Here is a 24,357-nt window from a genome sequence, read left to right on the forward strand (position 1 = left end):
GGGCGTGCCCACGGGAGGGGTGTCATGCGTCAGCTCGCGCGGCTGTCGGCGGTACGGATGTTGGACGGGTACCGGAGGGGGGAGTTCAGTCCGGTCGAGGTGACGGAGGCGGTGCTGCGCCGCTGCGAGGAGGTGCAGCCCGCGCTGAACGCGTTCGTGCGGCTGGACGCGGACCGGGCGCTCGACGCCGCCCGGGCCTCCGCCGAACGGTGGCGGCGCGGCCGACCGGCGGGCCTGCTGGACGGGGTCCCGGTCAGCGTCAAGGACCTCCTGCCGCAGCACGGGGTGCCCACCCTGCGGGGTTCGCGCACCGTCGATCCGGCGGCCCGGCTCGCCGACGAGGACGCTCCCGCGGTGGCCCGGCTGCGCGAGCACGGCGCCGTGTTCACCGGCCGCACCACCACCCCCGAGTTCGGTTGGAAGGGCGTGACGGACTCCCCGCTGACCGGGATCACCCGCAACCCGTACGACGTGGGCCGCACCGCCGGCGGCTCCAGCGGGGGCAGCGCCGCGGCCCTCGCGGCCGGAGCCGGCCCGCTGTCGGTGGGCACCGACGGCGGCGGCAGCGTCCGCATCCCGGCCGCCTGCTGCGGGGTGTTCGGGCTGAAGCCCACGTACGGGGTGGTTCCGGTGTACCCGGCCAGTGCCTTCGGCACCCTCTCCCACGTGGGGCCGATGGCCCGGGACGCCGCGGACGGCGCCCTGCTGCTGGACGTGCTCGGCGGCGCCGACCCCCGCGACTGGGACCGGGCCGCGCCCCCCTCGGGCACCTTCCGCGACCCGGCCGAGGGGGTGCGCGGACTCCGGGTGGCGTTCTCCCCCTCCCTCGGCGGGCAGGTCGCCGTCCAACCGCAGGTGGCCGCCGCGGTGCGGCGCGCGGTGGAGGCCCTGGCCGGGCTCGGCGCCCATGTGACGGAGACCGACCCGGACCTCACCGACCGGGTGGACGCCTTCCACACCCTGTGGTTCAGCGGGGTCGCCCATGTGACCCGGGCCCTGGGCCCCGCCCAGCTCGCCCTGGTCGAGCCGGAGCTGCGGGCGGTGCGCGCGGCCGGGGAACGCGTCTCGGCGCGGGAGTACCTGACCGCGCGGGACGCCCGGGCCGACCTCGGCCGCCGGATGGGCCTCTTCCACCGCCGCCACGACCTGCTGGTCACCCCCACCCTGCCGCTGACCGCGTTCGCGGCCGGCGTCGAGGTCCCGCCCGGCAGCGGGCTGCGCCGCTGGACCGGCTGGACCCCGTTCACGTACCCGTTCAACATGACCACCCAGCCCGCGGCGAGCGTCCCGGTCGGGCTGGACGCCGAGGGGCTGCCGATCGGCTTGCAGATCGTGGGCGCCCGGTTCGCCGACGCCACCGTGCTACGGCTCGCGCACGCCCTGTACGCGGCCGGGATCGCCGGGGTCCCCGCGCCCGAGCCGCCGGCCACCGCGACGGACTCCTCCCGCTGGCGCCCGGAGCCCGTCGCCGACTGATCGGGGCGCGAACCCATCGGCATGAGTCGGTGGGGCCGGGGTAGCCGCGCGCCCATGGCCCCACCACTGAGAGACCACTCATCCGCCGGGCGTCCGCCCGGCCCCGCGGCCGGCAGCGCACGGCCCGGGCCGTCGGCGATAGCCGGCCCCCGGCCGCGCCGGAGGACCCTGCTCAGCGGGGTCGTCGTGCTCGGCGCGGCGGGGGCGCTGGGCGCCGCGGGCTGCTCCCGGGTGCCCACCGGTGACACCCTCGCCCGGCTGCGCTCCCAGGGCACCGCCCGCCTCGGCATCGCCGGGGAGGTGCCCTACGGCTACGTCGACGAGGACGGCGAGTTCACCGGGGAAGCGGTGGAACTGGCCAAAGTGATCTTCCAGCGGTTGGGCGTGCCGAAGGTGCAGCCCGTGGCCACCGACTTCAGCTCGCTGATCCCCGGCCTGAAGACCCAGCAGTTCGACGTGGTCTCCGCCGGCATGTACATCAACAAGGAGCGCTGCCAGCAGGTCATCTTCTCCGACCCCGAGTACCAGATGCTGGACTCGTTCATCGTGCGCAGGGGCAACCCGCTGGGCCTGCGCGACTACGCCGACGTCGTCGGCCGGAAGGCCCGCTTCGGCACCGGCACCGGCTACGCCCAGCACGGGTACGCGGTCGCCGCCGGCTACCCGGAACGGGACGTCGTGGTCCTCCAGGACCAGGTGGCGGGGCTCAACGCGGTGGAGTCCGGCCGGATCGACGTGTTCGGCGGCACCGCCCTCACCACCCGGCAGGTCGCCCGCCGCAGCCGGCGCGCCGAGGCCACCGAACCCTTCGCCCCGGTGGTGGACGGGAAGGAACGCGTCGACGGCGGCGGCTTCACCTTCCGGCCCGCCGACACCACCTTGCGGGACGCCTTCAACGGCGAGATCCACCGGATGAAGGACAACGGCGAGCTCTTCCGCATCCTGCGCCCCTTCGGCTTCACCGAGGCGGAGATGACGGACCTGACCGCCGAGGAGTTGTGCGCATGACCTCCGGACTCTGGCAGAACTGGATGCTGCCCGGCATCTGGACCACCCTCCAGCTCACCCTGTACAGCGCCGCCCTGGCGACCGTCGTCGCGTTCGCGATCGGCACCGCCCGCACCCACCGGTCGAAGCCGGTGCGCTTCCTGGCCGGCTTCTACACCGAGGTGTTCCGCGGCACCTCGGCGCTGGTGCTGATGTTCTGGCTGTTCTTCGTGCTGCCGCAACTCGTCGGCTGGGCCCTGGTGCCGATGTGGGCGGCCGTCCTCGCCCTCGGCCTCTCCTACGGCGCCTACGGCGCGGAGGTCGTCCGGGGCGCCCTGAACGCGGTCGCCCCGGCCCAGCGCGAGGCGGGCGTGGCGCTCAGCTTCACCCCCTGGCAGCGGCTGCGGCTGATCCTGCTGCCGCAGGCGGTGCCGGAGATGATCCCGCCGCTGTGCAACCTGCTGATCGAGCTGCTGAAGGGCACCGCGCTGGTGTCGCTGCTGGGCATCGGCGACGTGTCGTTCGCCGCCTACCTGGTGCGCCTGGCGACCCAGGACAGCGCCCAGGTGTACGGGATCACCCTGGTGGTCTACTTCGTGATCGCGTTCGTCCTCACCCGGGGCATGAAGGCCCTGGAACGCCGGACCCGGGCGGGCCTCGGCAAGGCGCCGGTCCCGGCCGGCGCGGGCGGGGGTGCCGCATGACCCGCTACCTGGCCGCCGCGGGCGGCTCCTGGGACTGGTCCGCCGTCGTCGACTTCCTGCCGCACTTCTGGGACGGGGTCCTGGTCACCCTCCGGGTGTTGGTGCTCGGCTCGCTGATCTCGTTCGCCCTGGGGCTGGTGTGGGCGCTGGCCCTGCGCGCCCCGAGCCGCTGGCTGCGCTGGCCGGTGGGCGCGTTCACCGAGTTCGTCCGCAACACCCCGCTGCTGGTGCAGCTGTTCTTCCTCTACTTCGTCCTCCCCGAGTGGGGCGTCCAGTTCTCGGCGCTCACCACCGGCATCGTGGCCATCGGCCTGCACTACTCGACGTACACCGCGCAGGTGTACCGGGCGGGCATCGACGCCGTACCGGTCGGGCAGTGGGAGGCGGCCCGGGCGCTGAGCCTGCCGCGGCGCAGGACGTGGACGGCGGTGATCCTGCCGCAAGCCGTGCGGCGGGTGGTCCCGGCACTCGGCAACTACGTCATCGCCATGTTGAAGGACACCCCGCTGCTCGCCGGGATCGGGGTGCTGGAACTGCTCCAGCGGGCCCGCCTGGAGGCCGCCGACACCTTCCAGTACACCGAGGCGCTGACCGTCGTCGGGATCGCCTTCGTCCTCATCGCCTATCCGTCCTCGCTGCTGATCCGATCCCTGGAGCGCCGCCTTGTCCACTGAACCCACCACCCCGGCCGGTCCCGCCCCCGATCCCTCCCCCGCGCCCGGGTCCGCTCCGGCCGGCGCCGCGGCCGAGGAACTGGTCCGCTTCGAGGACGTGACCAAGAGGTTCGGGCGGACCACCGTCCTGGACCACCTCGACTTCACGGTCGGGCGGGGCGAGCACGTCACCCTGATCGGCCCCTCCGGCTCCGGCAAGACGACGATCCTGCGGCTGCTGATGACCCTGCTCACGCCCGACGAGGGCCGGATCGCGGTCGGCGGGCGCTACCTGACCCACGAGGAACGGGGCGGCAGGCTCGTCCCCGCCCGGGAGAAGCACGTCCGCGAGGTCCGCAAGAACATCGGCATGGTGTTCCAGCACTTCAACCTGTTCCCCAACATGAAGGTGCTGCGCAACGTCACCGAGGCCCCGGTGACCGTCCTCGGGCTCTCCCGCGACGAGGCCGAGCAGCGGGGCCGGGAGCTGCTGGACATGGTGGGTCTCGCCGACCGCTGCGACGCCTACCCCTCGCAGCTGTCCGGCGGGCAGCAGCAGCGGGTGGCGATCGCCCGCGCGCTGGCCATGCGCCCCGAAGTGCTGCTGCTGGACGAGGTGACCTCGGCGCTCGACCCCGAGCTGGTCGCGGGGGTGCTGGACGTGCTGCGGGACGTGGCTCGCTCCACCGACATCACCCTGATGTGCGTGACCCACGAGATGTCCTTCGCCCGGGACATCTCCGACCAGGTGTTGATGTTCGACGAGGGACGGGTGATCGAGTCGGGGCCCCCGGAGAAGATCTTCAGCGAGCCGGAGCTGGAGCGGACCCGGGAGTTCCTGAGCGCAGTGCTGTGAGGTGCCCCCGGCCGATGCCGGCGTCACGGTCGGGGGCACCACCCTGACGGGCGATACGGGGCACGCCGAAGGCATATGCCTCGGCACTATCACCCCTGTTCGGAGCCGCAACCATCCCGTCAACCACAGTCGCCCATCTCCGCAACAGCCCCCTTCGGGCAGGGCTCCGACGGCTATCGTGGACGGTGCCCAGCAGCATGGACCGGGACCCGTCCAGGGGGACGCAGTGGCGCTTCAGCACGAGTCGACCGCCCCGTACCACTCGGTGCAGCGCGCCCTGCGGATACTCGACCTGCTCTCCACCCGCCCCGACGGGGTCACCGAGGCCGAACTGTCCCGCGCCACCCGCTCCAGCGGGCCGCCGCTCACCGGACTGCTGCGGATGCTCCGCCGCGAGGGCTACCTCGTCCAGGCCCCCGACGGCGCCTACCTGCGCGGCGAGGCCCTCGGCCGGCTCGGCGACGGCTCCGGGGCCGGTCGGGAATCCCTCCAGGACGTCCTCGACCGACTGCGCACCGACCTCGGCGCCGCCGTGTACGTGGGCCGGTACCTCGGCGGGGAGGTCCGGGTGCCCCACCTCGCGGACGCCCCCGACACCCCCGCCGTCAACGAGTGGGTCGCCTTCGGCGCCACCGGGCACGCCAGCGCCATCGGCAAGTGCCTGCTGTCCCAGCTCGACGCCGAGGCCCGCCGCGAGCACCTGTCCCGCCACCGCCCCGCCCGGCTCACCTCCCGGACGATCACCAACGAACGGGTCCTGGCCACCCGGCTCTCCGGCCAGCCCCCGACCGTGCCCGTGCTCGACCTCCAGGAGTACGCGGTCGGCACCGTCTGCGCGGCCGTCCCCCTGACGGCGGGCGCCGCGGTCGGCTGCCTCGCCCTGTCCCTGCCCGTCGAACAGACCCACCGCCTGCGCCCCGCCGCGGACGCCCTCAACCGCGCCGCCGCCTCCGTCCTGCTGGCCCTCGCCCTCTGAGCCCGCCCGCCCCGGAACGGGCGGGTCGGGAGCACCCCCAGGCAGGGGGTATGATTTTCCCGTCAGCAGGCGCCGCTAGCTCAGTTGGTTAGAGCAGCTGACTCTTAATCAGCGGGTCCGGGGTTCGAGTCCCTGGCGGCGCACTTCAGGTGTTCCTGGCTCAGGCGCTCCTCCTTCGGGAGGGGCGCCTGAGGCTATTGGGAGGCCAAGCAGTGGGCGTACGCGGGGACCGCGCTACTCGACCTGGACAGCGCCCGGCACCTTCCACATGCCGTGGACGCCTCCCTGCGGGCGATCGCCCAGTACCGGACCGCACCGGCGGAAGACCGGTCCGTCGGGGACCTGCTCGCCTCCCACTTGGACCTGGCCAGAGCCCATCTGGTCAACGGTGACGTCGACGGAGCCGCAGAGAAGTTGACCGTGGTCCTCGACGCTGCGCCCCAGCAGCGCACCGCGAGCATCGCACGACGGTTGCGGGCCCTCGCGGTGCGTCTCGGTGCGCCCCCCCTACACGGGATCGCCCGTTGCTCGCGGCCTCCATGAGAGCGTGCGGGAAGCATGTCGCCACCCGGCCCTCGAAGATCCGACGGAGCCCCTCCGATGACCGATGCCCCGCGGCCCGACACCGCCGTCACCGACCCCGGGCTGCTGACCCGGGCCGCATACGGTGATCAGCGGCACCTGGCGGCCCGGCAGTCGCTCTACGGTTGGCAGCGACCTCGATACGACCTGCCGGGGATGGTGGTCCGAGAACTGGCGGATGTCGACGGTGCGGTGATCGACGTCGGTTGCGGCAACGGGAGGTTCGTCGAGCGCCTGCGCCGGGAGCGCCCCGAGCGGCCAGTGGTCGGTGTCGACCTCTCCGCGGGCATCCTGGCCGGCGTGCCCGGAACGGTATTGGTGGCGGACGCGGCGGCGCTCCCGTTCGCCGGTGGCACCTTCGATGCCGTCCTGGCCATGCACATGCTCTACCACCTACCGGACATCAGGGCCGCGATCGCCGAAGCGGCCCGGGTGCTGCGGCCCGGGGGCGTGCTGGTGGCCTCGACCAACGGCGAACGCGACAAACACGAACTCGACGCGCTGTGGCGGCGGGCCGCGGGCGATGTGCTCGGCGTCCGCGAAGGGCCCGCCCGCGTCTCGCTCAGCGCCCGCTTCTCGCTGGAGCAGGCCCCGGGGCTCCTGGGCACGGTCTTCGAGGACGTACGGGTGCGGGAGCTGCCCGGTGTCATCGAGGTGACCGCCCCGGCCCCGGTCGTCGCCCACCTGGCGTCGTACGAAGCCTGGGCGGAGGAGTGCGGTGTGCCGTTCTCCTCGACCGTCGAGCGGGCCGCCGAACTGGTCACCGCCGCCATCCGGGAGCGGGGTTCCTTCCGGATCACCTGCATGGGCGGCGTCCTCGTGTGTCGACGGTAGAGCCCCTCGAATTCGCCTTCGCGAGGGGCCCATCGTCGTGCTCTACCGCCCGATCAGACCGTGGAGGCGATCCAGCCCACCGTCTCGGTGGTGTGGGTGCCGTCCGAGGTGACCTTGCCGTTGGCGTGGAGCTCGTTGATGCGGATCTTGAAGCCCACGGTGGTGACGTCGGCGATCCGCAGGCCGGGGGTGTCCGGGCCGTTGAAGGTCTGGACGAACGGGATGACGATCACCGATGACCCATCGGGGAAGGCGCTGGGGAAGACGACCTGGGTGAAGGTGGAGGTGTCCCCGCCGGTGGTCGCCACGGGGTTGGAGGAGCTCAGCTGCACCTTGCCGGTCTGGAACACGCTCACGGTTCGTCCGCCTCTCAGTGACCGGCCCGCGGTGTCGCGCCCTCGGGGCGTCCGCGGGGCCGGTGGTCCGACCGCCCCTCGTGGGGCGACCACCGGGACCGTGCCCGGGTGGGCGGGGGTTTAGCGGAGGAGTCGCCCGATGGGGTCGTCTTCCCCCGGAAGTCGTGAACGGGGCCGGAAGTGGACGGACACCACATCGCCCGCCAGGATCGTGCCGGGCAGGTCCTCCTCCTCGAACCGCACGGTGCGGCCCTCGTCCGTGGTGAACTCGAAGACGAAGTGCCGCACGGTGCGCGAACGGTCGTCGCTGCGGTGCCTCGTGGTGTGGACGTCGAGGCAGCGGGCCTCGGCGACCAGCCCGCTGTTCCAGGCCCGGCTGCGTTCCCGGGCGCGGAAGACGATCGCCACCGCCGCGGCGATCGCGATGCCGGCGATGACGAGCGGTACGGAGGAGAGGAAGGCGTTCATGAGGTCCCCCCGCGTCGATTCCCCCGTACGTCGCGCGGCCACGGGCGACGTACGGGGAGATCCTGGGAGTGGGGGGTCGCGGGGGGACCCCGGGTCGGTACGGGAACCCGTACCGACCCGCTGCCGACGTGCGTTGCTACGTCAGCTCAGTGCGTCAGAAGCTGACGTCCGAGCAGGCGTAGAAGGCGTTCGGGGTGTCGTGGACCGTCCACACCGCCAGGACCACGTGGCTGCCGGACTTGCCGGTGGGCACCTGACCCGAGTGGGAGAAGCTGAACGGCGGGCGCTGACCGTTGTACGGCACCGTCAGGAACGGGGCGGGCTCCAGGGCGTCGCGGGTGAGCGCGGCGTTCTGGTTCCAACCGTCCTTGGTGATGTAGTACTTGAAGTCGGTCGTGGCGTGAGCCGCGGTGAACTTCCACTTGAAGTTGTAGTTCTGACCACCCGTCAACTTCGTGGTGGGCCACGGGTTGCCGTTGGGCTGCTTGTGGTGGTCGAGAGCGCTGAAGCCACCGTTGCCGGCGGAACAGATCTTGCCGTCGGCGGGGCCCTTGGCCGGGAAGCCCTTCGGGCCCTCGACGCTCTGCGGCTCCCACTGGATCGAGCCGCAACCCTTGACGGTACCGCTGTTGGAGCACGCCTTCTGACGGCTCGTGGGCTCCTCGGTGTACCCGTGGCTGCTGGCACTGCCCGTGGCGAACGACATCGCACCGACGGTGGCGAGGCCGAGCATGGCCGCGTACATCTTCTTTCGCATGCTGCCGCTCCTGAAGAACGTGGGGGTTCTGTGAGGCGTACGCACTGATTTCCGGTCTAGACCAAGGCACAGGTTACGAGCGTTAGTTGAACATGTCCATACCGGTGGTGGAGCGATTCCGGTCACGGGGAACCAGGCGCCGTACGCCGTTCGCCCCGGTACGCGTCGGCGCGGCGCCCGGGAAACCGGGCGCCGCGCCGGTACGGATCCGTGCGGCTACTGGGGGTCGGGCGCCCCCCGTCCCGTGTAGAAGGCCACCGTCAAGTCCTTCACCAGGGCCTTGCGTTCGTAGTCGTCGAGCTCCACCAGTCCACGGGTGGTCAGCCGGGTCACCGTGTCCTCGACGGAGTCCACCACCGAGGTGAGCACCGAATCCCGGTGCTGGGCGTCGATCGCCGCGACCCGACGCCGCTGCATCGCCGCGGCCACCTCGGGCGCGTACTCGATCCGGGTGGGCTGCGCCGAGAACACCTCGACGCCCACCGGCAGGGCGTCCGCCGCGATCCTCCGGGTCAACGCGTCCCCCACCGCCTCGGCGTCGCGCAGGGTCGGGGCGTCCTCGTGGAAGGCGTCGGCGGGCAGTTGGGACAGCACCCGCGCCATCGCCGCCTCCACGCACTCGCGCAGGTACTCCTGGTGGTCCTCGACGGCCAGGGCGGCCCGGGCGGTGTCCCGGATGCGCCACACCACCAACACCACCACCCGCAGGGCCACCCCGTGCGCGTCCACCGCCGGCATGGGCTCGCTGCGCCAGTGCCGCAGGCGCACGTCCACCCGGCGGCGCAGCAGCAGCGGGTTCACCCACATCAGCCCGGTGCGCCGGACCGAACCCCGGTAGCGGCCGAAGAGGGTGAGCACCCACGCCTCGCCGACCCGGCCGCGGGCGATGCCCCCGAAGCCGAACAGCAGCAGCACGGCCCCCACCGCGATCAGCGCCCAGTGCCCGGGGTCCAGCGGCGAGGTCGCCCCCGCCGCTCCGGCGCCCGAGCGGGCGGTGATCGCGTCCAGCGCCCGGCCCACCGGACCGGCGTCGACGCCGTAGGCGGGGAGGCCGAGCAACCGGACCGCTTCGGCCGGCAGGGCGCCGGCCCACCACAGGCCGACGACGAGTCCCGCCAACCCCAGGAACCCGGCGAGCAGCCCGAGCGGGCCGGGCAGCGCCCGCCCGGCCCGTTCCGCCAGCGCCGGGTCCGGGGCCGGCACCGGACGCTCGTCGCGGGCCCAGGCGGCTTCGGCCCGGGCGGGGGCCCGGTGCCCGGCGGGGCCGTCCCGGTCGGTGCGGCCGGGGCGGGCGACGGGCGGGCCCTTCGGCTCGGTGCGGGGCTGTTCGCCGGTCCCGCGCCGGCGGCCCACCACCACGGGGCCGGCCGGGACCGGGGTGCCGGTGGCGTCCTCGCGGAACAGCAGGTGCACCGGGATCTCGGTGGTGGCCTCGTTGTGGATCAGCCGCCGGGTGCCGGGCTCGTCCGGCCGCACCGGCCGACCCGGGACACCGGAGGTGCGGGGCGACGCCGGCGGGTCCGTGTTCCCGGCGGGGCCGGTGGAGCCGGACGGGGTGGGTGGGGTGGGGGATGTGGGTGACTGGGGGGCCGCTGAACCCATCCGTGCCTCCGTCATGAGAAGAGTCGCCGCCAGGTCTCCGGGCCGGGGTAGCCGTCGGCGTCCTGGCCGCGCCAGCCCTGGGCGCGCTGGAAGGACTCGACGTTGCGCCGGTCGCTCTCGCTCCAGCGCGGGCCGGGGCCCTGCGTGTAGTGCTTGTCGAAGCCCTTCTGCTTGAGCTGCTGCCCGAGCCGGGTGACGTGCGCGTTGTTCTGGCCGGGGCGGAAGTACCCGCGCCCGGGGAAGGCCGTGCTGCCGGACGGGGCCGGGGGCTGGACGCTGCTGCCGGGGCGGGAGCCGCCGCTGCCGGGACTGGGAGCGCTCCCACCCGTGGCCGGGATGTCCCGGCCGGTGCCGCGGACCAGGTGGTTCCAGGTGGCGGGGCCGGGGATGCCGTCGGCGTCGTCCCCCGTCCACCCCTGGGCCTGCTGGAAGGCACGGGTCGCCTTCCGGTCGGCCTCGCCCCAGCGCGGGCCGGGGCCGCTGTCGTAGAAGCGGGCGCCGCCGCGTTCCCGCAGCAGCCGGCCGAGTTCGGTGACGTGGCGGTTGTTGGCGCCGGGGCCGAACTTGTCGGCGCCGGGGAAGGCCGTGCTGCTCGGCGGGGTGGTGGGGGCGGGGCCGGAGGTGCCGCCCCCACTGCCGCCCTGCACCCCGCGGTAGCGGTAGGGGACGTAGCCGCCGACGTTCTTCCAGTAGGGGTAGGGCGTGACCTGCTGGCGGGCCCTCGGCGGGGTCTGTTCGTAGGCGACGTAGTTCTGGCGGGTGGAGTCGGTCCAGCCGCCGAAGATGGTGACGTGCGAGCCCTTGTTCGGGTTGGACGGGTCGTGGAACAGCAGCATGTCGCCGGGCTGGAGTTCGTTCTTGGTGATCCGGACGGCGAACCTGTCGAGGCTGCCGGTCCACTCGTTGCTCTTGAGGCCCCAGGCCATCGAGACGAAGCCGGAGCAGTCCTGCCGGTACCCGTCCGGCCAGTACTTGGTCATGCTGTACGGGACCCTGACGTTGGTCCAGGTCTTGGCCCGGTTGATGATCTCGGCCCGGGTGGTGGTGGGGAAGTTCAGCGCGGCGGGCGTGGCGGCCGGGATGACGTCGGCCGCAGCCCCGTACAGCGGGCCGGTGGCGCCCTGCCCGGCCTCGGCGCCGCCGGGCGCCTGCGGGGTGCTGCGGACGTAGGGGGTGCCGGTGACCTGCGGCGCGCCGGAGGGAGTGGGCGCCGCGGAGTCGCCCGCGGGGGCGGGGGCGGGCAGGATCGCTCCGGCGGCGCCGAGCAGGGCGGCGGCTCCTCCGGCGGGGTGTCCCTGGTCGAGCGGGCGGAACTCGGCCGCCGCCGTCAGTTGCGATCCGCTGAGCACCGTGCCGGCCGCCGCCGCGAGGACCACCACCTGGCGCCGCGCGCCGTGGGCCGCCGGGCTGCCGCCGAGCCGGACCGGCAGGCCGCGGGCGCCGGCCCGGCGTCGGTCGGCACAGCCCGGGCAGTGGCAGTCGCTCGCGGGCGCCACCTCTTCGAACACGGGAGCGTCCATTCGATTCCCCTCACCTACCGGATTGACCTCCGCGCACCATCCGCACAGGCATCAGTTTCTCAACTGTCCGGACATATCGCACGTTGACTGCCAAATGATGCACAGTCAGACATACAATATTTCAACCCCCTGAGCGTACGTCAGATTCCGTAGCGCTTCTGCGACCGGGCAAGCACCCACACAAGGGTCAAAGGTCACCAGCGGGCAGGGTTGCTCCAGAAGGTGCAAGTGTGATCAAGTGATTACGGAAACGGCGGTACGCCGGATCGCTCCTGAACTTCCCCTGTCTATTTTTTTGCCAGGAGCGCCCCGGAAAGCCTCGGTATCCACCCGGCCCCATCCGGACGTTCCTCCGATATGCCTACGTCTGATGCGGGACCGGGTACAGGACCGATGACGTACCCCGCCTCCATGCAGACGCCGGACACCCCCGTCCGGAGCTGAGCCCGCATCCCATCCCCCGGGACTGGACACCCCCCGTCCGGTATGCGCGGGCCCGGCAGTGCAGGTCCCGGGGCTCCCCCGCCCCGGGACCGCGCCACCCGAGCGTGATCCCCGTCACGCAGCGGGGTCGGGAGCGGCAACGGCCTCCGCCGCCCCGACCCCCATCGGTGGCCGGGAGCACTCCTGGACATCGGGTAGAGTTCTCCAGGTCAGCAGGCGCCGCTAGCTCAGTTGGTTAGAGCAGCTGACTCTTAATCAGCGGGTCCGGGGTTCGAGTCCCTGGCGGCGCACCGACAGACGAAGCCCTCCGGCCTTGGCCGGAGGGCTTCGTTCCTGTTCGGGGCGGGGTGCCCGGCCACTACGGTGACCTCCATGGCGCGCGACATCCAGGAGCGGATCAAGAGGTTCATCATCGATCGACGGCTGCGCTCCGGCGCGGTCCTGCCCCCCGAGCCCGAACTGATGGAGATGCTCGGCGTCAGCCGGAACTCCCTGCGGGAGGCCCTCAAGGGGCTCCAGGCCATGGGGATCGTGGAGGTCCGGCACGGCTTCGGGACCTACGTCGGCCCGATGTCGGTGGCCCCGATGATGGAGGGGCTGGTCTTCCGCACCGTCGCCGGGCACTACCGGGGCGAGGCGAGCCTGCTCCAGCTCCTCGAACTCCGCGCCGCCCTGGAGACCGGGCTGGTCTCCCGTCTCGCCGGCCGGCTGCCCGCCGCCGACCTGGCCGAACTGGAGGTGCTGGCCGATCGCATGGAGGTGCGCGCGGCCGGCGGCGAGTCCCTGTTCGAGATCGACCGCGCCTTCCACGCCACGCTCTACCGCGGACTGGGCAACCCGTTGCTCGGCGAGGTCCTCGAAGCCTTCTGGGACGCCTTCCACCGGGTCCGCACCGACCTCGTCGACGTGCCGCACGACCCCCGGGTGACCTGCCGCCAGCACCGGGAGATCCTGGACGCCGTACGGTCCGGAGACGTGTTGCGCGCGGAACGTGCCATCCAGGACCACTTCGGTCGCATACGCGAGCGGTTGACCGCTACCCTCACCGTCAGCTGACCCCCCGGGCCCCCACGCACCACCGGTGGCCCCCGCACCTCCCGCCCCCCGTGCGCAACCACTCCTGGTGAGCGCGCGACCACCCGACCCGGTCGACGGGGCGGCCCAAGGGGCCCCCGGTGCACGGGCGGACACCGAGGGGGGCATCATGCAACCGGAGGGCCCCCTTCGCTGTCTAAGCTGAAAGGGGCTTGCCATGACGCGTCCGACGCCGGAAGGGGAACCGGTCCGGACGGAGGAGAACGAGGAAACACACGCATGCGACGTGTGTGGGGGGATGGCTCATGACGTCGCCTTCAGGCGCGGGGCAAGACTTCGATCCGACGGAAACGACTCAGCTGCGCGTGCACCGCACCGGCGGGCTGCGCCGCATCAAGAAGTCGCTGCCGCGCTACGACTACGAGCACTACAGCCGGCTCGCCGGCCCCCTCACCCAGCCCGACCCCCACCAGCCCTACACGGTGCGCTACCGCTCCCTGCTCTCCCAGGAGCCGCACCGGGTGCGCGCCGCGCTGATGCTGGGCGCCGCCCCCGTGGTCTCGCTCATCCTGCTGTTCTGGCTGCTCCAGCCGGAGCACTGGACCAAGCGCGACTACCCCGCCTACGACTTCCTGCCCACGCTGGACGTCGTGATGCTGGTCTCGATCGGCCTGATCGAATTCTTCCGCTGCATGAACGTGCTCTCCAACGCGCACGCCACCATCGTCGCCCGCGACCCCGTCCCCGTGGTCCCCGAGACCGGCACCCGGGTCGCCTTCCTCACCTCCTTCGTGCCCGGCAAGGAGCCGCTGGAGATGGTGACCAAGACGCTGGAGGCGGCGGTCAAGATCCGCCACCGCGGCACCATGCACGTGTGGCTGCTCGACGAGGGCAACGACGACGAGGTCAAGGCCGTCTGCGAACGGCTCGGCGTGCGCCACTTCTCCCGCAAGGGCGTCGCCAAGTGGAACACCGTCAAGGGTCCGCACCGCGCCAAGACCAAGCACGGCAACTACAACGCCTGGCTGGACGCGCACGGCGACGACTACGACTACTTCGCCTCCGTGGACACCGACCACGTGCCGCTGCCCAACTACCTGGAGCGGATGCTCGGCTTCTTCCGCGACCCGGACGTCGGCTTCGTCATCGGCCCGCAGGTGTACGGCAACTACGACACCTTCGTCACCAAGGCCGCCGAGTCGCAGCAGTTCCTCTTCCACGCGCTGATCCAGCGCGCCGGCAACGCCTACGGCGCGCCCATGTTCGTGGGCACCTCCAACGCGGTGCGGATCAAGGCCCTCAAGCAGATCGGCGGCCTGTACGACTCCATCACCGAGGACATGGCCACCGGCTTCGAGATCCACCGGCACAAGAACCCGGCCACCGGCAACAAGTGGCGTTCGGTGTACACCCCGGACGTGCTCGCGGTCGGCGAGGGCCCCAACGCCTGGACGGACTTCTTCACCCAGCAGCTCCGCTGGTCCCGCGGCACCTACGAGACGATCCTCACGCAGTACTGGAAGGGCTTCTACTCCCTGCCCCCGGGCAAGCTCTTCAACTACACGATGATGATCATCTTCTATCCGATGTCGGCCCTGAACTGGATCCTCGCGGCCCTGAGCTGCGCCCTGTTCCTCGGCCTCGGCGCCTCCGGCGTGAACATCGACCCGACGATCTGGCTGATGCTCTACGGCAACGCCTCCGCCCTCCAGATCGGCCTGTACGTCTGGAACCGCCGGCACAACGTCTCCCCGCACGAGCCCGAGGGCTCCGGCGGCGTCGCTGGCATGGTGATGTCGGCGCTCTCCGCCCCGATCTACGCCCGCTCGCTGATGGACGCGGTGCTCCGCCGCAAGAGCAAGTTCGTGGTGACGCCCAAGGGCGACTCGGCCAGCCCCGACACCCTGTTCGGGACCTTCCGCATCCACCTGTTCTTCATCGCGGTCTTCGGCGCCTCCATGGTCGCCTCGTTCTTCCTGGGCCACGCCCATCCCGCCATGATCATCTGGGCCTCTTTCGCGCTGCTGATCACCGCCGCGCCGATCTTCGCCTGGCAGTGGATGATGCGCCAGGAGAAGAAGAAGGGCCCGGCCGGCCCGGCCGCACCCACCCCGCCGGAGCCGGAAGCCGTACCGGACGGATCCCCCGCCGGTGGGGGCACGGAGCCCGAGGCCACCGTCGAGCAGCCGGCCGCCCGCCGGGGCCGCCACGCCGCGCCCACCGCCGGTGCGCACATCCCGCAGCAGCGCCCCACCTGGGCCGCCGGCGACGACCGCACGCTCCAGATCCCGCTGGCGCGCCCCCGTCCCTCGGACCGGGCCGTCCCCTCCGGGCCGCTGCCCGACACCCAGGCACTGCCCGGCGGGCGGGCCGAGGCGCAGGGCGCGGCGCCCCGGCAGCGGCGCGGGCGGCACGGTGCGCCCGAGGCGTACGAGGTCCCCGGCGCGCACTCCGCCGGCCGCGGCGCGACGCCGCCCCCCTTCGACGCGCACGACGTGCACGGCACCCGCGGGCCGGGGCAGCCGTACGGCACGCCGGGGGCCACGGGGGCGCCGCAACCGCCGTACGGCGGGCCCCTGCCGCCGAGCAGCTGACCGGGCCCCTCCTCCGCAGTCGTTCCCCCCGCCCCGCGCGCATCCGCGCGCGCCGTTCCTGAACCCAAGCCACTACCAGCCGCATCGGGGTGTAGCCGTGAAAGACCGTTCCAGCCGACGCCGTGCCCGCCGCATCGCGATAGGCGCGGCGGTCGTGGTCGCCCTGACCGCGATGAACGGTCCGGCGCTCTACCGGTTCGGGACCGAGACCTACCACGACTACAAGATCAACAAGCCGGAGTACAAGGCCGCCAACGGGCAGTGGAAGATCGTCGACTTCCCCGACGAGTTCCGCCAGAACACCATCCACGCGGCGCTGTTGCACACCGGCAAGGTGCTGATGGTCGCCGGGTCGGGCAACAACCAGGAGAACTTCGACGCCCAGCGGTTCGACACCCGGCTCTGGGACCCGGAGACCAACGAGGTCAAGCGGGTGGAGACGCCGACCGACCTGTTCTGCGCCGGCCACACCCAACTCGGCAACGGCAACCTGCTGATCGCGGGCGGCACCAAGCGGTACGAGAAGCTGGAGGGGGACGTCACCAAGGCCGGCGGGCTGATGGTCGTCCACAACGAGAACCCGGACAAGCCGATCACGATCCCGGCGGGCACCCGGTTCGTCGGGAAGACCAACGGCAAGGCCTTCGTCTCCAAGGACCCGGTCGTCGTGGAGCGGGCGAAGAAGGTCTTCGACAAGGAGACCGGTCGGTTCCTGCGCAACGACCCCGGGCTGGGTCGGATCTACGTCGAGGCCGCGAAGAGCGGTGCGAAGTACGAGACGGGCACCCAGGACAACTACCGGATCGAGGGCCTGAAGGGCGACGACGCCCGCAACACCTACGGCATGGCCGAGAAGCTCGCCCTCGACAAGAAGGACTTCCAGGGCATCAAGGACGCCTTCGAGTTCGACCCGGTGGCCGAGAAGTACATCCCCGTCGATCCGATGAACGAGGCGCGCTGGTACCCGACGCTGACCACCCTCAGCGACGGCAAGGTGCTCAGCCTCTCCGGGCTCGACGAGATCGGACAGCTGGTGCCCGGCAAGAACGAGGTGTACGACCCGAAGGACCAGGACTGGACGTACACCGAGGGCGTCCGTCAGTTCCCCACCTACCCGGCCGTCTCGCTGATGCAGAACGGCAAGCTGTTCTACTCCGGGTCGAACGCCGGCTACGGCCCCGCCGACAAGGGCCGCGACCCCGGGATCTGGGACCTGGAGTCCAACGAGTTCACCAAGGTCCCCGGGTTGAGCGACCCGAAGCTGATGGAGACCTCGCAGACCGTGCAGCTGCCGCCCGCCCAGGACGAGCGGTTCATGGTCGTCGGCGGCGGCGGGGTCGGCGAATCCCGCCAGGCCAGCAAGAAGACCCGGATCGTGGACCTGCTCGCGAAGACGCCGCGCTTCGAGGACGGCCCCGAGCTCTCCGAGGGCACCCGCTACCCGCAGGCGTCGATCCTGCCCGACGACACGGTCCTGATCTCCGGCGGCTCGGCGGACTACCGGGGCCGCGGCTCCTCGGACATCCTCCAGGCCCGGTTGTTCGACGCGAAGGACGACACCATGGAGCGGGTCGCCGACCCGCTGGTGGGCCGCAACTACCACTCCGGTTCCGTGCTGCTGCCCGACGGACGGGTGATGTTCTTCGGCTCCGACCCGCTCTACGCCGACAAGGCCAACACCAAGCCCGGCACCTTCGAACAGCGCGTCGAGATCTACACCCCGCCCTACCTGTTCCGCGACGAGCGCCCCTCCCTCAGCGGCGGCCCGCAGACCGTCCGCCGCGGTGGCTCCGCCACCTTCACCACCCGGGACAGCGCCCCGCTGAAGACGGCCCGGCTGATCCGGCCCAGCGCCTCCACCCACGTCACCGACATCGACCAGAAGTCCGTCGCACTGGAGATGGAGAAGGGCGAGGGCAGCGTCACGGTCACCGTGCCGAAGAGCCGCAACCTGGTCCCGTCCGGCTGGTACATGCTGTTCGTCACCGACGACCGCGGCACCCCCAGCAAGGCCCAGTGGGTGCGGGTGCCGTAGGGCCCGCCGCGGGGCCGGCGCGGTGCCGCGCCGGCCCGAGAGGCCCTACCCCTTGGCGGCCCGCGCCAGTCCCAGCGCGTACTCGGGCCACCAGTCGCCCGCCTTGGGGCCGCCCTTGCACTCGCCGTCCGACTCGCCGGGGCGCTTGATCCACAGGAAGGCGTGGACCTGCGGGTCACCGGTGACGGTGGTGGGGACCTCGCCGAGCGCGCGGCCCGGCGGGTTGCACCAGCGTTCGGACGGGTCGCCCTCGGCGTGCGGGCCGTTGCCGTTGCGGCTGGTGTCGACGACGAACGGCTTGCCGCCGACCTTCGCCGACAGCTCCTTGCCGTAACGGACGCTGTCCTCAGTGGAGTAGAAGTTGGAGACGTTGACGGAGAAGCCGTCGGCGATCTGCACCCCGGCCCGCTTCAGCGGCTCGAAGATCTGCTCGGGCTTGCCCCAGCCCGCGTTGCCCGCGTCGACGTACACCTTGGTGCCCTCGGCGGACTTGAGCTTCTCGACCGCGCCCCACAGCAGTTGGTAGCGCTCCTCGTGGAACTGCTGCGGGGTGCAACCGTCCACCAGGTGCAGGACCGCGTCCGGTTCCAGGACGACCGTGGTGGGCCGGTCACCGATGCCCTTGACCACGGCGTCGATCCAGCTGCGGTAGGCGTCCGCGTCGGCCGCGCCGCCGCCGGAGTACTGGCCGCAGTCGCGGTGCGGGATGTTGTAGAGGACCAACAGCGCGTCCCGGTCGGCCTCCTGCGCGGCCCGGGTGATGTCGCGGACCTCGGCCTCCGGGTCCTCGGGGCCGACCCAGTTGGCCGTGGGCTGTTCGGCGATGCGGCGGATCAACTCCGCCTCCTCGTCCTTGCCCTCGCGCTCGTAGGCGGCGACCTGGTCGGCGGCCTTGCCCTCGGGGTTGACCCAGTACGGGTCCTTGTCCTTGGGCTGTTGGCTCACCGGCTTCGAGGACGTCCCGTCGGAATCCTCCCCGGACGAGGAGCACCCCACCATCACCAGCACCGCTCCCACGGCAGCCACCGACGCCCTGAACCTGCCGTACATCCGCTCCCCCTTGGTGCGCGGTCCGAGGTCCAATCCTGACATACGCGACCCGAAGGCCCGTGGGGCACACCCCCCGCCCCGCGGTCAGCGGCGGGCGCCCGTCGGGCCGGTCACCCCCGTCAGGTACGCGGAGACCACCACGTTGGCGCTGTACGTGCCGCTCCCCCGGTCGAAGGTGCCGGCGCAGGTGAGCAGGCGCAGTTCGGCGCGGCCCGGCCGGTGCGGCCCGTACGCCCGGGCCGGGTCGAAGGCCCCGCGGTCCACGGTGCGCACGTCCTCCACGGTGAAGGCGGCGACCGTACCGTCCGCCCGGAACACCCGGACCAGGTCGCCGGGGACCAGGGTGCGCAGCCGGTGGAAGACGGCGGGGCCGGTGCGTCCGTCCGCGTGCCCCACCAGCAGCGCCGCCCCGGCCGCCCCGGGCGCGGTCCCGGACCCGTACCAGGCGACGGTGCCCGGCTGCGCCAGCGGCGGGGCGGCCACCGCGCCCGCCCGGTCCAGCCCGCGGGCCACCACCGGGGCCCGCACGCCGGCCAGCGGCACGTCCACCCGTTCGGGGCGGGCCGGCGCCAACGGGCGGTGCGGCGCGGGCGGTTCCCGGTCGACCGGGCGGCCCACCGCGGCCACGTCGCCCCGCACCGGGGCGCCGGGGCCGGGCACCGTGGTGATCTCCCGCCCCCACAGCCAGGCCCCGGAGAGCAGCACCGCCCAGGCGGTGCCGGTGGCGAGCCGGGCCGGGGCGCTCACGAGGGGCTCCGGTCACCGTCCGGGCGGCGGGCCCGCAGCACCACGACCAGTCCGGCGGCACAGGTGAGGAGGAGTCCGACGACGACCTGCCGCAGCCCGGGGCCGGTCGCCTCCGGACCTGCCGCCCCGGGGCCCTGGGCCCCGCCGCCGCCCGCGCTGACCGGGGCGGTCGGCGTGGCCGCCGGACGGTCGCCGGGCTCCCCGACCCGGACGGCGTCGGGCAGCGCGTGCGCGCGGCCGGCGCAGCTCACGGTCACCGCGTACGGGCCCGGGGCGGCGCCGGAGCGCAGCCGGGTCTCGGCGAACAGTCCGGTGCCCCGGGGTGCGGGGGCGAGGTCGGCGGGGGCGACGAACGCGTCCGACAGGGCGCGGGCGGTGCCGGCCGGGCAGCCGGTGACGGTCAGGTCCACCTCGGTGCCGGGCGGCGCCGTCGCGGGGTGGACCTCCAGGGCCGGGGCGGGGGTGGCGCCGGCGGCGGCACCGGCGGCGGTCAGGGACAGGGTCGCGAGGGCGACGGCCACTGTCGCGGTGCGCTGTGCGAGCGGGCGAGTACGCATCGTGAACCTCCTGGTGCCTCCAGGTTCACGGGTCGATCGGCCGCCCGCCTCGTGACCTCGCCCCTGCTCCTCCGTTCAGGCGACACAATCACCGCGGTCCGGTGGGCGCGGTGCGGCCGGGCGGCCCTGCCCGCTCGGACACCGGCTGCGGCGCGGGCTCCCCGGCAGGTGCCGGGGCGGACGGGCCGGGCGGGCGGACGGCGAGTTGCACCCGGAGGACACCCACCCAGACCAGGGCGGCGCCGAACAGGTGCAGGATCACGACCGGCTCGGGCAGCCCGGCCAGCGACTGCACCAGGCCGACCAGTCCCTGGGCCAGCAGCACCGCCAGGAGGATCGCCGTGCGGCGGCGGGCGACGCCCCCGGTGCCCTGGCCGGACAGCTCCGCGAAGAGCGCCGCCGCCAGGGCCAGCACCAGGGCCGCGAGCACCCCGTGGACCACGGTGACCCCCGTCCAGTCCAGGGGGATGCGGGGCACGTCGGAGGAGTCGCCGGCGTGCGGGCCGGTGCCGGTGGTGACCGTGCCGGCCACCACCATCACCGCGGTGAGGGAGGTCAGGGCGGCGGCCAGGCTCCGGGCGCGCCCGGACGGCGCGGGCCGGGCGGGGGCTCCGTCCGTCGTCCCCTCCAGGGTCGCCTCCCGGGTGATCACGGCCGCGGTGAGCAGCAGCATCGCGGCCAGGAAGTGCGCCGCGACGATGTACGGGCTGAGCTCCAGCCAGACGGTGACCCCGCCGACCAGGGCGTTCAGCACCACGACCCAGAACTGTGCCCAGCCGCCCCGGAGCACCCGGGGCACCGGGGTGCGCTGGAGCCGGGCCGCGACGATCACCCAGCCGACCACCGCGCAGAGCACGCCGGTCAGCAGCCGGTTGGTGAACTCGATCACGCCGTGCACGCCCATCTCGGCGGTCGGCGCGAGGGTGTCCTCGGTGCACATCGGCCAGTCGGAGCAGCCGAGGCCGGAGCCGGTGACCCGGACGACGCCCCCGGTCACGATGATCCCGACGGCCGCCAGCACCGAGGCGGTGGCGGCCGTCCGGACGCTCCGCGGCCCGAGTGCGTGGCGTTCCGCTAACCAGGACAGGGGAGTTCGTGCCATCGGGGCCTTCCTCGGTCGGGTCGTCGGACGACCCGACCCACCCTACTGACGGCCCGGGGGCGGTGTTCGGTCGGTGTCAGACGAGGTCGACCAGGTCCGCGATGGAGTCGACGACCCGGGACGGGCGGAAGGGGAACTTCTCGATCTGTTCCCGGGTGGTGAGTCCGGTGAGCACCAGGAAGGTCTCCATGCCGGCCTCCAGTCCGGCGAGGACGTCGGTGTCCATCCGGTCGCCGATCATGGCGCTGGTCTCGGAGTGGGCGCCGATCGCGTTCAGCCCGGTCCGCATCATCAGCGGGTTCGGCTTGCCCGCGAAGTACGGGTCCTTGCCGGTGGCCTTGGTGATGAGCGCCGCCACCGATCCGGTGGCGGGCAGCGGGCCCTCGGTGGAGGGGCCGGTCTCGTCGGGGTTGGTGCAGATGAACCGGGCGCCGCCGTTGATCAGCCGGACGGCCTTGGTCATCGCCTCGAAGGAGTAGGTGCGGGTCTCGCCGAGCACCACGTAGTCGGGGTCGTGGTCGGTGAGCACGTAGCCGATGTCGTGCAGCGCGGTGGTGAGTCCGGCCTCGCCGATGACGTACGCGGTGCCGCCGGGCCGCTGGTCCTTCAGGAACTGGGCGGTGGCGAGGGCCGAGGTCCAGATGTTCTCGACGGGCACGTCGAGGCCCATGCGGGCGAGCCGCGCGTGCAGGTCGCGGGCGGTGTAGATGGAGTTGTTCGTCAGGACGAGGAAGGGCCGGTCGGACTCCCTCAGCTTCTTGACGAACGCGTCCGCGCCGGGGATCGGCACGCCCTCATGGATCAGGACCCCGTCCATGTCGGTGAGCCACGATTCGATGGGCTTGCGCTCTGCCATGTGCCGGTCTCCTGGGATGTACGTGACTGCGGTGCTGGTGGGCGCCGGGACGACGCTGTGCCGACGCCGACCAGCGTAGTCACCGTGGCCGGATACCGACCCCCCGCCGGAGGCCCGGAACGGGGCCGGGAGGTCAGCGGCGGCCCCGCAGCTTGCCGAGGACCTGCTGGGCCTGGGCCCGGCGCCGCGGGTCGGCGGCGGCCCGACGCACCTCGGCGACGGCACGCTGCCCCTGCGGGCTCCGCACGAACAGCATGATCTTGGTCAGCAGCTTGGCCATCCTGTGTCCCTCCCGGGTCGTCCGCGACGGCGACGACCACCGGGGACCCGGTGGCCATCGCCTCGTCGCTCCTGCTCCTACCCACTCCAACGCCTCAGGTGCCCGAAGGATTCCGGCCGCCCGGCGCCGGTGACGGGGCGTCCGTCGGTCAACCTCGCCGAGGGCGGGGCGCAGGTGCCCGTCGTCCGGTGCCGAGCGGGTACAAGTGTCTGGCCGCGGCCCGTGCCCGGCACCGTACCGACCGCCCCATCAGCAACGGAGGCACCACCGTGACGACCAGCCAGACGCCCGCGCGAGCCGGGCGGCGGGAGTGGGTCGGGCTCGCCGTCCTGGCCCTGCCCACGCTCCTGATCTCGATGGACGTCACGGTCCTGTACCTGGCGGTTCCGCAGCTGAGCGCCGACCTCGACCCCTCCTCCACCGAGCTGTTGTGGATCATGGACGTGTACGGCTTCCTGATCGCCGGCGCCCTGGTCCCGATGGGTGCGGCGGGCGACCGGTACGGGCGGCGGAGGCTGTTGCTGGCCGGTGCCGTGCTGTTCGCGGGGGCTTCGGTGCTCGCCGCGTACGCGGACTCCGCGCAGATGCTGATCGGCGCGCGGGCCCTGCTGGGGCTCGCGGGGGCGACCCTGATGCCCTCGACGCTCTCCCTCGTCCGGGTGATGTTCCCGGACCCGGCGCAGCGCGGGGTCGCGGTCGCGGTGGTGATGATGAGCTTCTCGGTGGGCACCACGGTGGGGCCGCTGCTCGGCGGACTGCTGTTGGAGCACTTCTGGTGGGGTTCGGTGTTCCTGCTGGGCGTTCCGGTGATGGTGCTGCTGCTGGTGCTCGGCCCGCTGCTGCTGCCGGAGTACCGCGATCCCGAGGGCGGGCGGGTCGATCCGCTCTCGGCGGTGCTGTCGGTCGCCGGCATGCTGGGCATCGTCTACGCGGTCAAGGAGACCGCCGCGCACGGCCCCGCCTGGACGGCCGCGGCGGCGGGACTGGCGGGGCTGGCGCTCGGCGTCTGGTTCGTGCGCCGGCAGCTCTCCCTGCCGGAACCCCTGCTCGACCTGGGGCTGTTGCGGGACCGGATCATCAACACCTCGCTGGGCACGTACCTGCTGGGGCTGTTCGCGATGGGCGGCACCCAGGTGTTCATCGCGCTGTACCTCCAGGAGGTGCTGGGGCTCTCGCCGTTGCTCGCGGGGGCGTGGATGGTGCCGGCCTCGCTGGGGACGGTGGTGGGTTCGCTGCTGGCGCCGGTGCTGGTGCGGCGGTGGCGGCCGGCGACGGTCGTCGCGGTCGGGCTGGCCCTGGCGGGCCTCGGCTTCGGGGTGCTGGCGGTGACCGGGCCGGACGACCTGGCCCTGCTGGTGGTCGGCTACCTCTGGGTGGCGCTGGGCCTCAGCCCGATGATCACCGTCTGCACCGACCTGGTGATCGGCACCGCGCCGCCGCGCCGGGCGGGCGCCGCCTCGGCCCTGTCGGAGAGCAGCGGGGAGTTGGGAGTGGCGCTCGGGGTGGCGCTGCTGGGCAGCGTGGGGACGGCGGTGTACGGGGCCGCGGTGGCGGACCGGTTGCCGGCGGAGTTGCCGGCGCCGGCGGCGGAGGCGGTGCGGGAGACGGTGGCGGGGGCCCGGGAGGTGGCCGCGGAGCAGGCGCCGGAACTGGCCGGGCCGCTGTTGACGGCCTCGCACCAGGCGCTGACCTCCGGGTTGAACGTGACCGCGGCGGCGGCCGGGGCGGTGGTGGTGGGCACCGCGGTGTGGGCGGGTCGGCGGCTGCGGCGGGTGCCGGTCACCGGGGCTGCGCCGGCCGAGGGCGCGCCGGGTGCGTCCGGGGCCGATGGCGCGGACGCCTCCGACGGTGAACCCGCGGGGCGGTCGGCGTGAGGGCGGCGGGCG

The 24,357-nt window shown here is 72.9% G+C and carries 23 protein-coding genes and 2 tRNA genes; 14 read left to right on the plus strand and 11 right to left on the minus strand.

Translation table 11 applies throughout. The features are described 5' to 3' along the window. Positions 1 to 24 precede the first annotated feature (24 nt). From ABT092_RS17280 to ABT092_RS17320, 9 genes are all read left to right on the plus strand, one after another. On the plus strand, positions 25 to 1,476 hold the full coding sequence (locus ABT092_RS17280) for an amidase (RefSeq protein ID WP_351244602.1): 1,452 nt from the start codon (positions 25 to 27) through the stop codon (positions 1,474 to 1,476). 54 nt (positions 1,477 to 1,530) lie between these two features. Beyond that, positions 1,531 to 2,484: an ectoine/hydroxyectoine ABC transporter substrate-binding protein EhuB gene (gene ehuB / locus ABT092_RS17285; protein WP_502968452.1), complete on the plus strand. Its 954-nt coding sequence runs from the start codon at positions 1,531 to 1,533 to the stop codon at positions 2,482 to 2,484. Further along, on the plus strand, positions 2,481 to 3,167 hold the full coding sequence (ehuC, locus tag ABT092_RS17290) for an ectoine/hydroxyectoine ABC transporter permease subunit EhuC (protein WP_351244604.1): 687 nt from the start codon (positions 2,481 to 2,483) through the stop codon (positions 3,165 to 3,167). The genes ehuB and ehuC overlap by 4 nt, the downstream gene beginning before the upstream one ends. After that, the gene (gene ehuD / locus ABT092_RS17295; RefSeq protein ID WP_351244606.1) at positions 3,164 to 3,841 is read left to right on the plus strand and encodes an ectoine/hydroxyectoine ABC transporter permease subunit EhuD; all 678 of its coding nucleotides are present in this window, start codon (positions 3,164 to 3,166) and stop codon (positions 3,839 to 3,841) included. Before ehuC ends, ehuD begins: the two co-directional genes overlap by 4 nt. A 79-nt stretch (positions 3,842 to 3,920) precedes the next feature. After that, on the plus strand, positions 3,921 to 4,676 hold the full coding sequence (ehuA, locus tag ABT092_RS17300) for an ectoine/hydroxyectoine ABC transporter ATP-binding protein EhuA (protein WP_351244769.1): 756 nt from the start codon (positions 3,921 to 3,923) through the stop codon (positions 4,674 to 4,676). A gap of 226 nt (positions 4,677 to 4,902) precedes the next feature. Beyond that, positions 4,903 to 5,652, plus strand: coding sequence for an IclR family transcriptional regulator domain-containing protein (locus ABT092_RS17305; RefSeq protein ID WP_351244608.1), 750 nt, complete (start codon positions 4,903 to 4,905; stop codon positions 5,650 to 5,652). A gap of 69 nt (positions 5,653 to 5,721) precedes the next feature. Beyond that, positions 5,722 to 5,795: transfer RNA gene (locus ABT092_RS17310), tRNA-Lys, on the plus strand. 130 nt (positions 5,796 to 5,925) lie between these two features. Further along, complete coding sequence (locus ABT092_RS17315; RefSeq protein ID WP_351244610.1) at positions 5,926 to 6,195, plus strand: hypothetical protein; 270 nt, start codon at positions 5,926 to 5,928, stop codon at positions 6,193 to 6,195. A 57-nt stretch (positions 6,196 to 6,252) separates the two neighbouring features. Continuing rightward, positions 6,253 to 7,068: a class I SAM-dependent methyltransferase gene (locus ABT092_RS17320; RefSeq protein ID WP_351244612.1), complete on the plus strand. Its 816-nt coding sequence runs from the start codon at positions 6,253 to 6,255 to the stop codon at positions 7,066 to 7,068. 53 nt (positions 7,069 to 7,121) lie between these two features. Here ABT092_RS17320 and ABT092_RS17325 read toward each other — a convergent pair whose 3' ends face one another. The 5 genes from ABT092_RS17325 to ABT092_RS17345 all read right to left on the minus strand — a co-directional run bounded on the left by ABT092_RS17325 (position 7,122) and on the right by ABT092_RS17345 (position 11,771). Further along, positions 7,122 to 7,424, minus strand: coding sequence for a hypothetical protein (locus ABT092_RS17325; protein ID WP_351244614.1), 303 nt, complete (start codon positions 7,422 to 7,424; stop codon positions 7,122 to 7,124). A 120-nt stretch (positions 7,425 to 7,544) separates the two neighbouring features. Further along, entirely contained in the window at positions 7,545 to 7,892 is a 348-nt protein-coding gene (locus ABT092_RS17330; RefSeq protein WP_351244616.1) for a DUF3592 domain-containing protein, read from the minus strand. 154 nt (positions 7,893 to 8,046) lie between these two features. Further along, the gene (locus ABT092_RS17335; protein WP_351244618.1) at positions 8,047 to 8,649 is read right to left on the minus strand and encodes a lytic polysaccharide monooxygenase auxiliary activity family 9 protein; all 603 of its coding nucleotides are present in this window, start codon (positions 8,647 to 8,649) and stop codon (positions 8,047 to 8,049) included. Positions 8,650 to 8,865: 216 nt separating this feature from the next. Next, complete coding sequence (locus tag ABT092_RS17340) at positions 8,866 to 10,125, minus strand: SPFH domain-containing protein (RefSeq protein WP_351244620.1); 1,260 nt, start codon at positions 10,123 to 10,125, stop codon at positions 8,866 to 8,868. A 137-nt stretch (positions 10,126 to 10,262) separates the two neighbouring features. Beyond that, complete coding sequence (locus ABT092_RS17345) at positions 10,263 to 11,771, minus strand: peptidoglycan-binding protein (protein WP_351244622.1); 1,509 nt, start codon at positions 11,769 to 11,771, stop codon at positions 10,263 to 10,265. A 660-nt stretch (positions 11,772 to 12,431) separates the two neighbouring features. On the opposite strand from ABT092_RS17345, the gene ABT092_RS17350 reads away from it, so the two are divergent. From ABT092_RS17350 to glxA, 4 genes are all read left to right on the plus strand, one after another. Next, positions 12,432 to 12,505: transfer RNA gene (locus tag ABT092_RS17350), tRNA-Lys, on the plus strand. An 82-nt stretch (positions 12,506 to 12,587) separates the two neighbouring features. Then, positions 12,588 to 13,271: a FadR/GntR family transcriptional regulator gene (locus ABT092_RS17355; RefSeq protein ID WP_351244624.1), complete on the plus strand. Its 684-nt coding sequence runs from the start codon at positions 12,588 to 12,590 to the stop codon at positions 13,269 to 13,271. A 284-nt stretch (positions 13,272 to 13,555) separates the two neighbouring features. Beyond that, positions 13,556 to 15,844: a glycosyltransferase family 2 protein gene (locus tag ABT092_RS17360; RefSeq protein ID WP_351244626.1), complete on the plus strand. Its 2,289-nt coding sequence runs from the start codon at positions 13,556 to 13,558 to the stop codon at positions 15,842 to 15,844. A 97-nt stretch (positions 15,845 to 15,941) separates the two neighbouring features. Beyond that, a complete protein-coding gene (glxA, locus tag ABT092_RS17365; protein ID WP_351244628.1) occupies positions 15,942 to 17,879 on the plus strand; it encodes a radical copper oxidase GlxA in 1,938 nt (645 codons plus the stop codon). Positions 17,880 to 17,924: 45 nt separating this feature from the next. Here the strand turns inward: glxA and ABT092_RS17370 are convergent, their stop codons facing one another. The 6 genes from ABT092_RS17370 to ABT092_RS17395 form a co-directional block, all read right to left on the minus strand. Then, a complete protein-coding gene (locus ABT092_RS17370; protein ID WP_351244630.1) occupies positions 17,925 to 18,929 on the minus strand; it encodes a glycoside hydrolase family 6 protein in 1,005 nt (334 codons plus the stop codon). Between the two features lie 84 nt (positions 18,930 to 19,013). Further along, positions 19,014 to 19,676, minus strand: a complete 663-nt coding sequence (locus ABT092_RS17375) for a class F sortase (RefSeq protein WP_351244632.1) — start codon at positions 19,674 to 19,676, stop codon at positions 19,014 to 19,016. Then, positions 19,673 to 20,233: a hypothetical protein gene (locus ABT092_RS17380; protein WP_351244634.1), complete on the minus strand. Its 561-nt coding sequence runs from the start codon at positions 20,231 to 20,233 to the stop codon at positions 19,673 to 19,675. The genes ABT092_RS17375 and ABT092_RS17380 overlap by 4 nt, the downstream gene beginning before the upstream one ends. A gap of 88 nt (positions 20,234 to 20,321) precedes the next feature. Next, positions 20,322 to 21,335 carry a COX15/CtaA family protein gene (locus ABT092_RS17385; RefSeq protein WP_351244636.1) on the minus strand — a complete coding sequence of 338 codons (1,014 nt, stop codon included), beginning with the start codon at positions 21,333 to 21,335 and terminating at the stop codon, positions 20,322 to 20,324. A 76-nt stretch (positions 21,336 to 21,411) separates the two neighbouring features. Further along, a complete protein-coding gene (locus ABT092_RS17390; RefSeq protein WP_351244638.1) occupies positions 21,412 to 22,191 on the minus strand; it encodes an HAD-IIA family hydrolase in 780 nt (259 codons plus the stop codon). 133 nt (positions 22,192 to 22,324) lie between these two features. Then, positions 22,325 to 22,471, minus strand: a complete 147-nt coding sequence (locus ABT092_RS17395) for a hypothetical protein (protein ID WP_351244639.1) — start codon at positions 22,469 to 22,471, stop codon at positions 22,325 to 22,327. A 269-nt stretch (positions 22,472 to 22,740) separates the two neighbouring features. On the opposite strand from ABT092_RS17395, the gene ABT092_RS17400 reads away from it, so the two are divergent. Then, on the plus strand, positions 22,741 to 24,345 hold the full coding sequence (locus ABT092_RS17400; protein ID WP_351244640.1) for an MFS transporter: 1,605 nt from the start codon (positions 22,741 to 22,743) through the stop codon (positions 24,343 to 24,345). The last annotated feature ends 12 nt before the right edge of the window (positions 24,346 to 24,357 follow it).

Origin of the sequence: Streptomyces sp. NPDC002490, from assembly GCF_040296045.1 — a bacterium.
GTDB lineage: Bacteria > Actinomycetota > Actinomycetes > Streptomycetales > Streptomycetaceae > Streptomyces.

Coding starts and splice junctions, on each gene's coding strand:
- ABT092_RS17280 (WP_351244602.1), top strand. CDS start 25: ATGCGTCAGCTCGCGCGGCTGTCGGCGGTACGGATGTTGGACGGGTAC.
- ehuB (WP_502968452.1), top strand. CDS start 1,531: ATGGCCCCACCACTGAGAGACCACTCATCCGCCGGGCGTCCGCCCGGC.
- ehuC (WP_351244604.1), top strand. CDS start 2,481: ATGACCTCCGGACTCTGGCAGAACTGGATGCTGCCCGGCATCTGGACC.
- ehuD (WP_351244606.1), top strand. CDS start 3,164: ATGACCCGCTACCTGGCCGCCGCGGGCGGCTCCTGGGACTGGTCCGCC.
- ABT092_RS17320 (WP_351244612.1), top strand. CDS start 6,253: ATGACCGATGCCCCGCGGCCCGACACCGCCGTCACCGACCCCGGGCTG.
- ABT092_RS17330 (WP_351244616.1), bottom strand. CDS start 7,892: ATGAACGCCTTCCTCTCCTCCGTACCGCTCGTCATCGCCGGCATCGCG.
- ABT092_RS17335 (WP_351244618.1), bottom strand. CDS start 8,649: ATGCGAAAGAAGATGTACGCGGCCATGCTCGGCCTCGCCACCGTCGGT.
- ABT092_RS17345 (WP_351244622.1), bottom strand. CDS start 11,771: ATGGACGCTCCCGTGTTCGAAGAGGTGGCGCCCGCGAGCGACTGCCAC.
- ABT092_RS17355 (WP_351244624.1), top strand. CDS start 12,588: ATGGCGCGCGACATCCAGGAGCGGATCAAGAGGTTCATCATCGATCGA.
- ABT092_RS17360 (WP_351244626.1), top strand. CDS start 13,556: ATGACGTCGCCTTCAGGCGCGGGGCAAGACTTCGATCCGACGGAAACG.
- ABT092_RS17370 (WP_351244630.1), bottom strand. CDS start 18,929: ATGTACGGCAGGTTCAGGGCGTCGGTGGCTGCCGTGGGAGCGGTGCTG.
- ABT092_RS17380 (WP_351244634.1), bottom strand. CDS start 20,233: ATGCGTACTCGCCCGCTCGCACAGCGCACCGCGACAGTGGCCGTCGCC.
- ABT092_RS17385 (WP_351244636.1), bottom strand. CDS start 21,335: ATGGCACGAACTCCCCTGTCCTGGTTAGCGGAACGCCACGCACTCGGG.
- ABT092_RS17390 (WP_351244638.1), bottom strand. CDS start 22,191: ATGGCAGAGCGCAAGCCCATCGAATCGTGGCTCACCGACATGGACGGG.
- ABT092_RS17395 (WP_351244639.1), bottom strand. CDS start 22,471: ATGGCCAAGCTGCTGACCAAGATCATGCTGTTCGTGCGGAGCCCGCAG.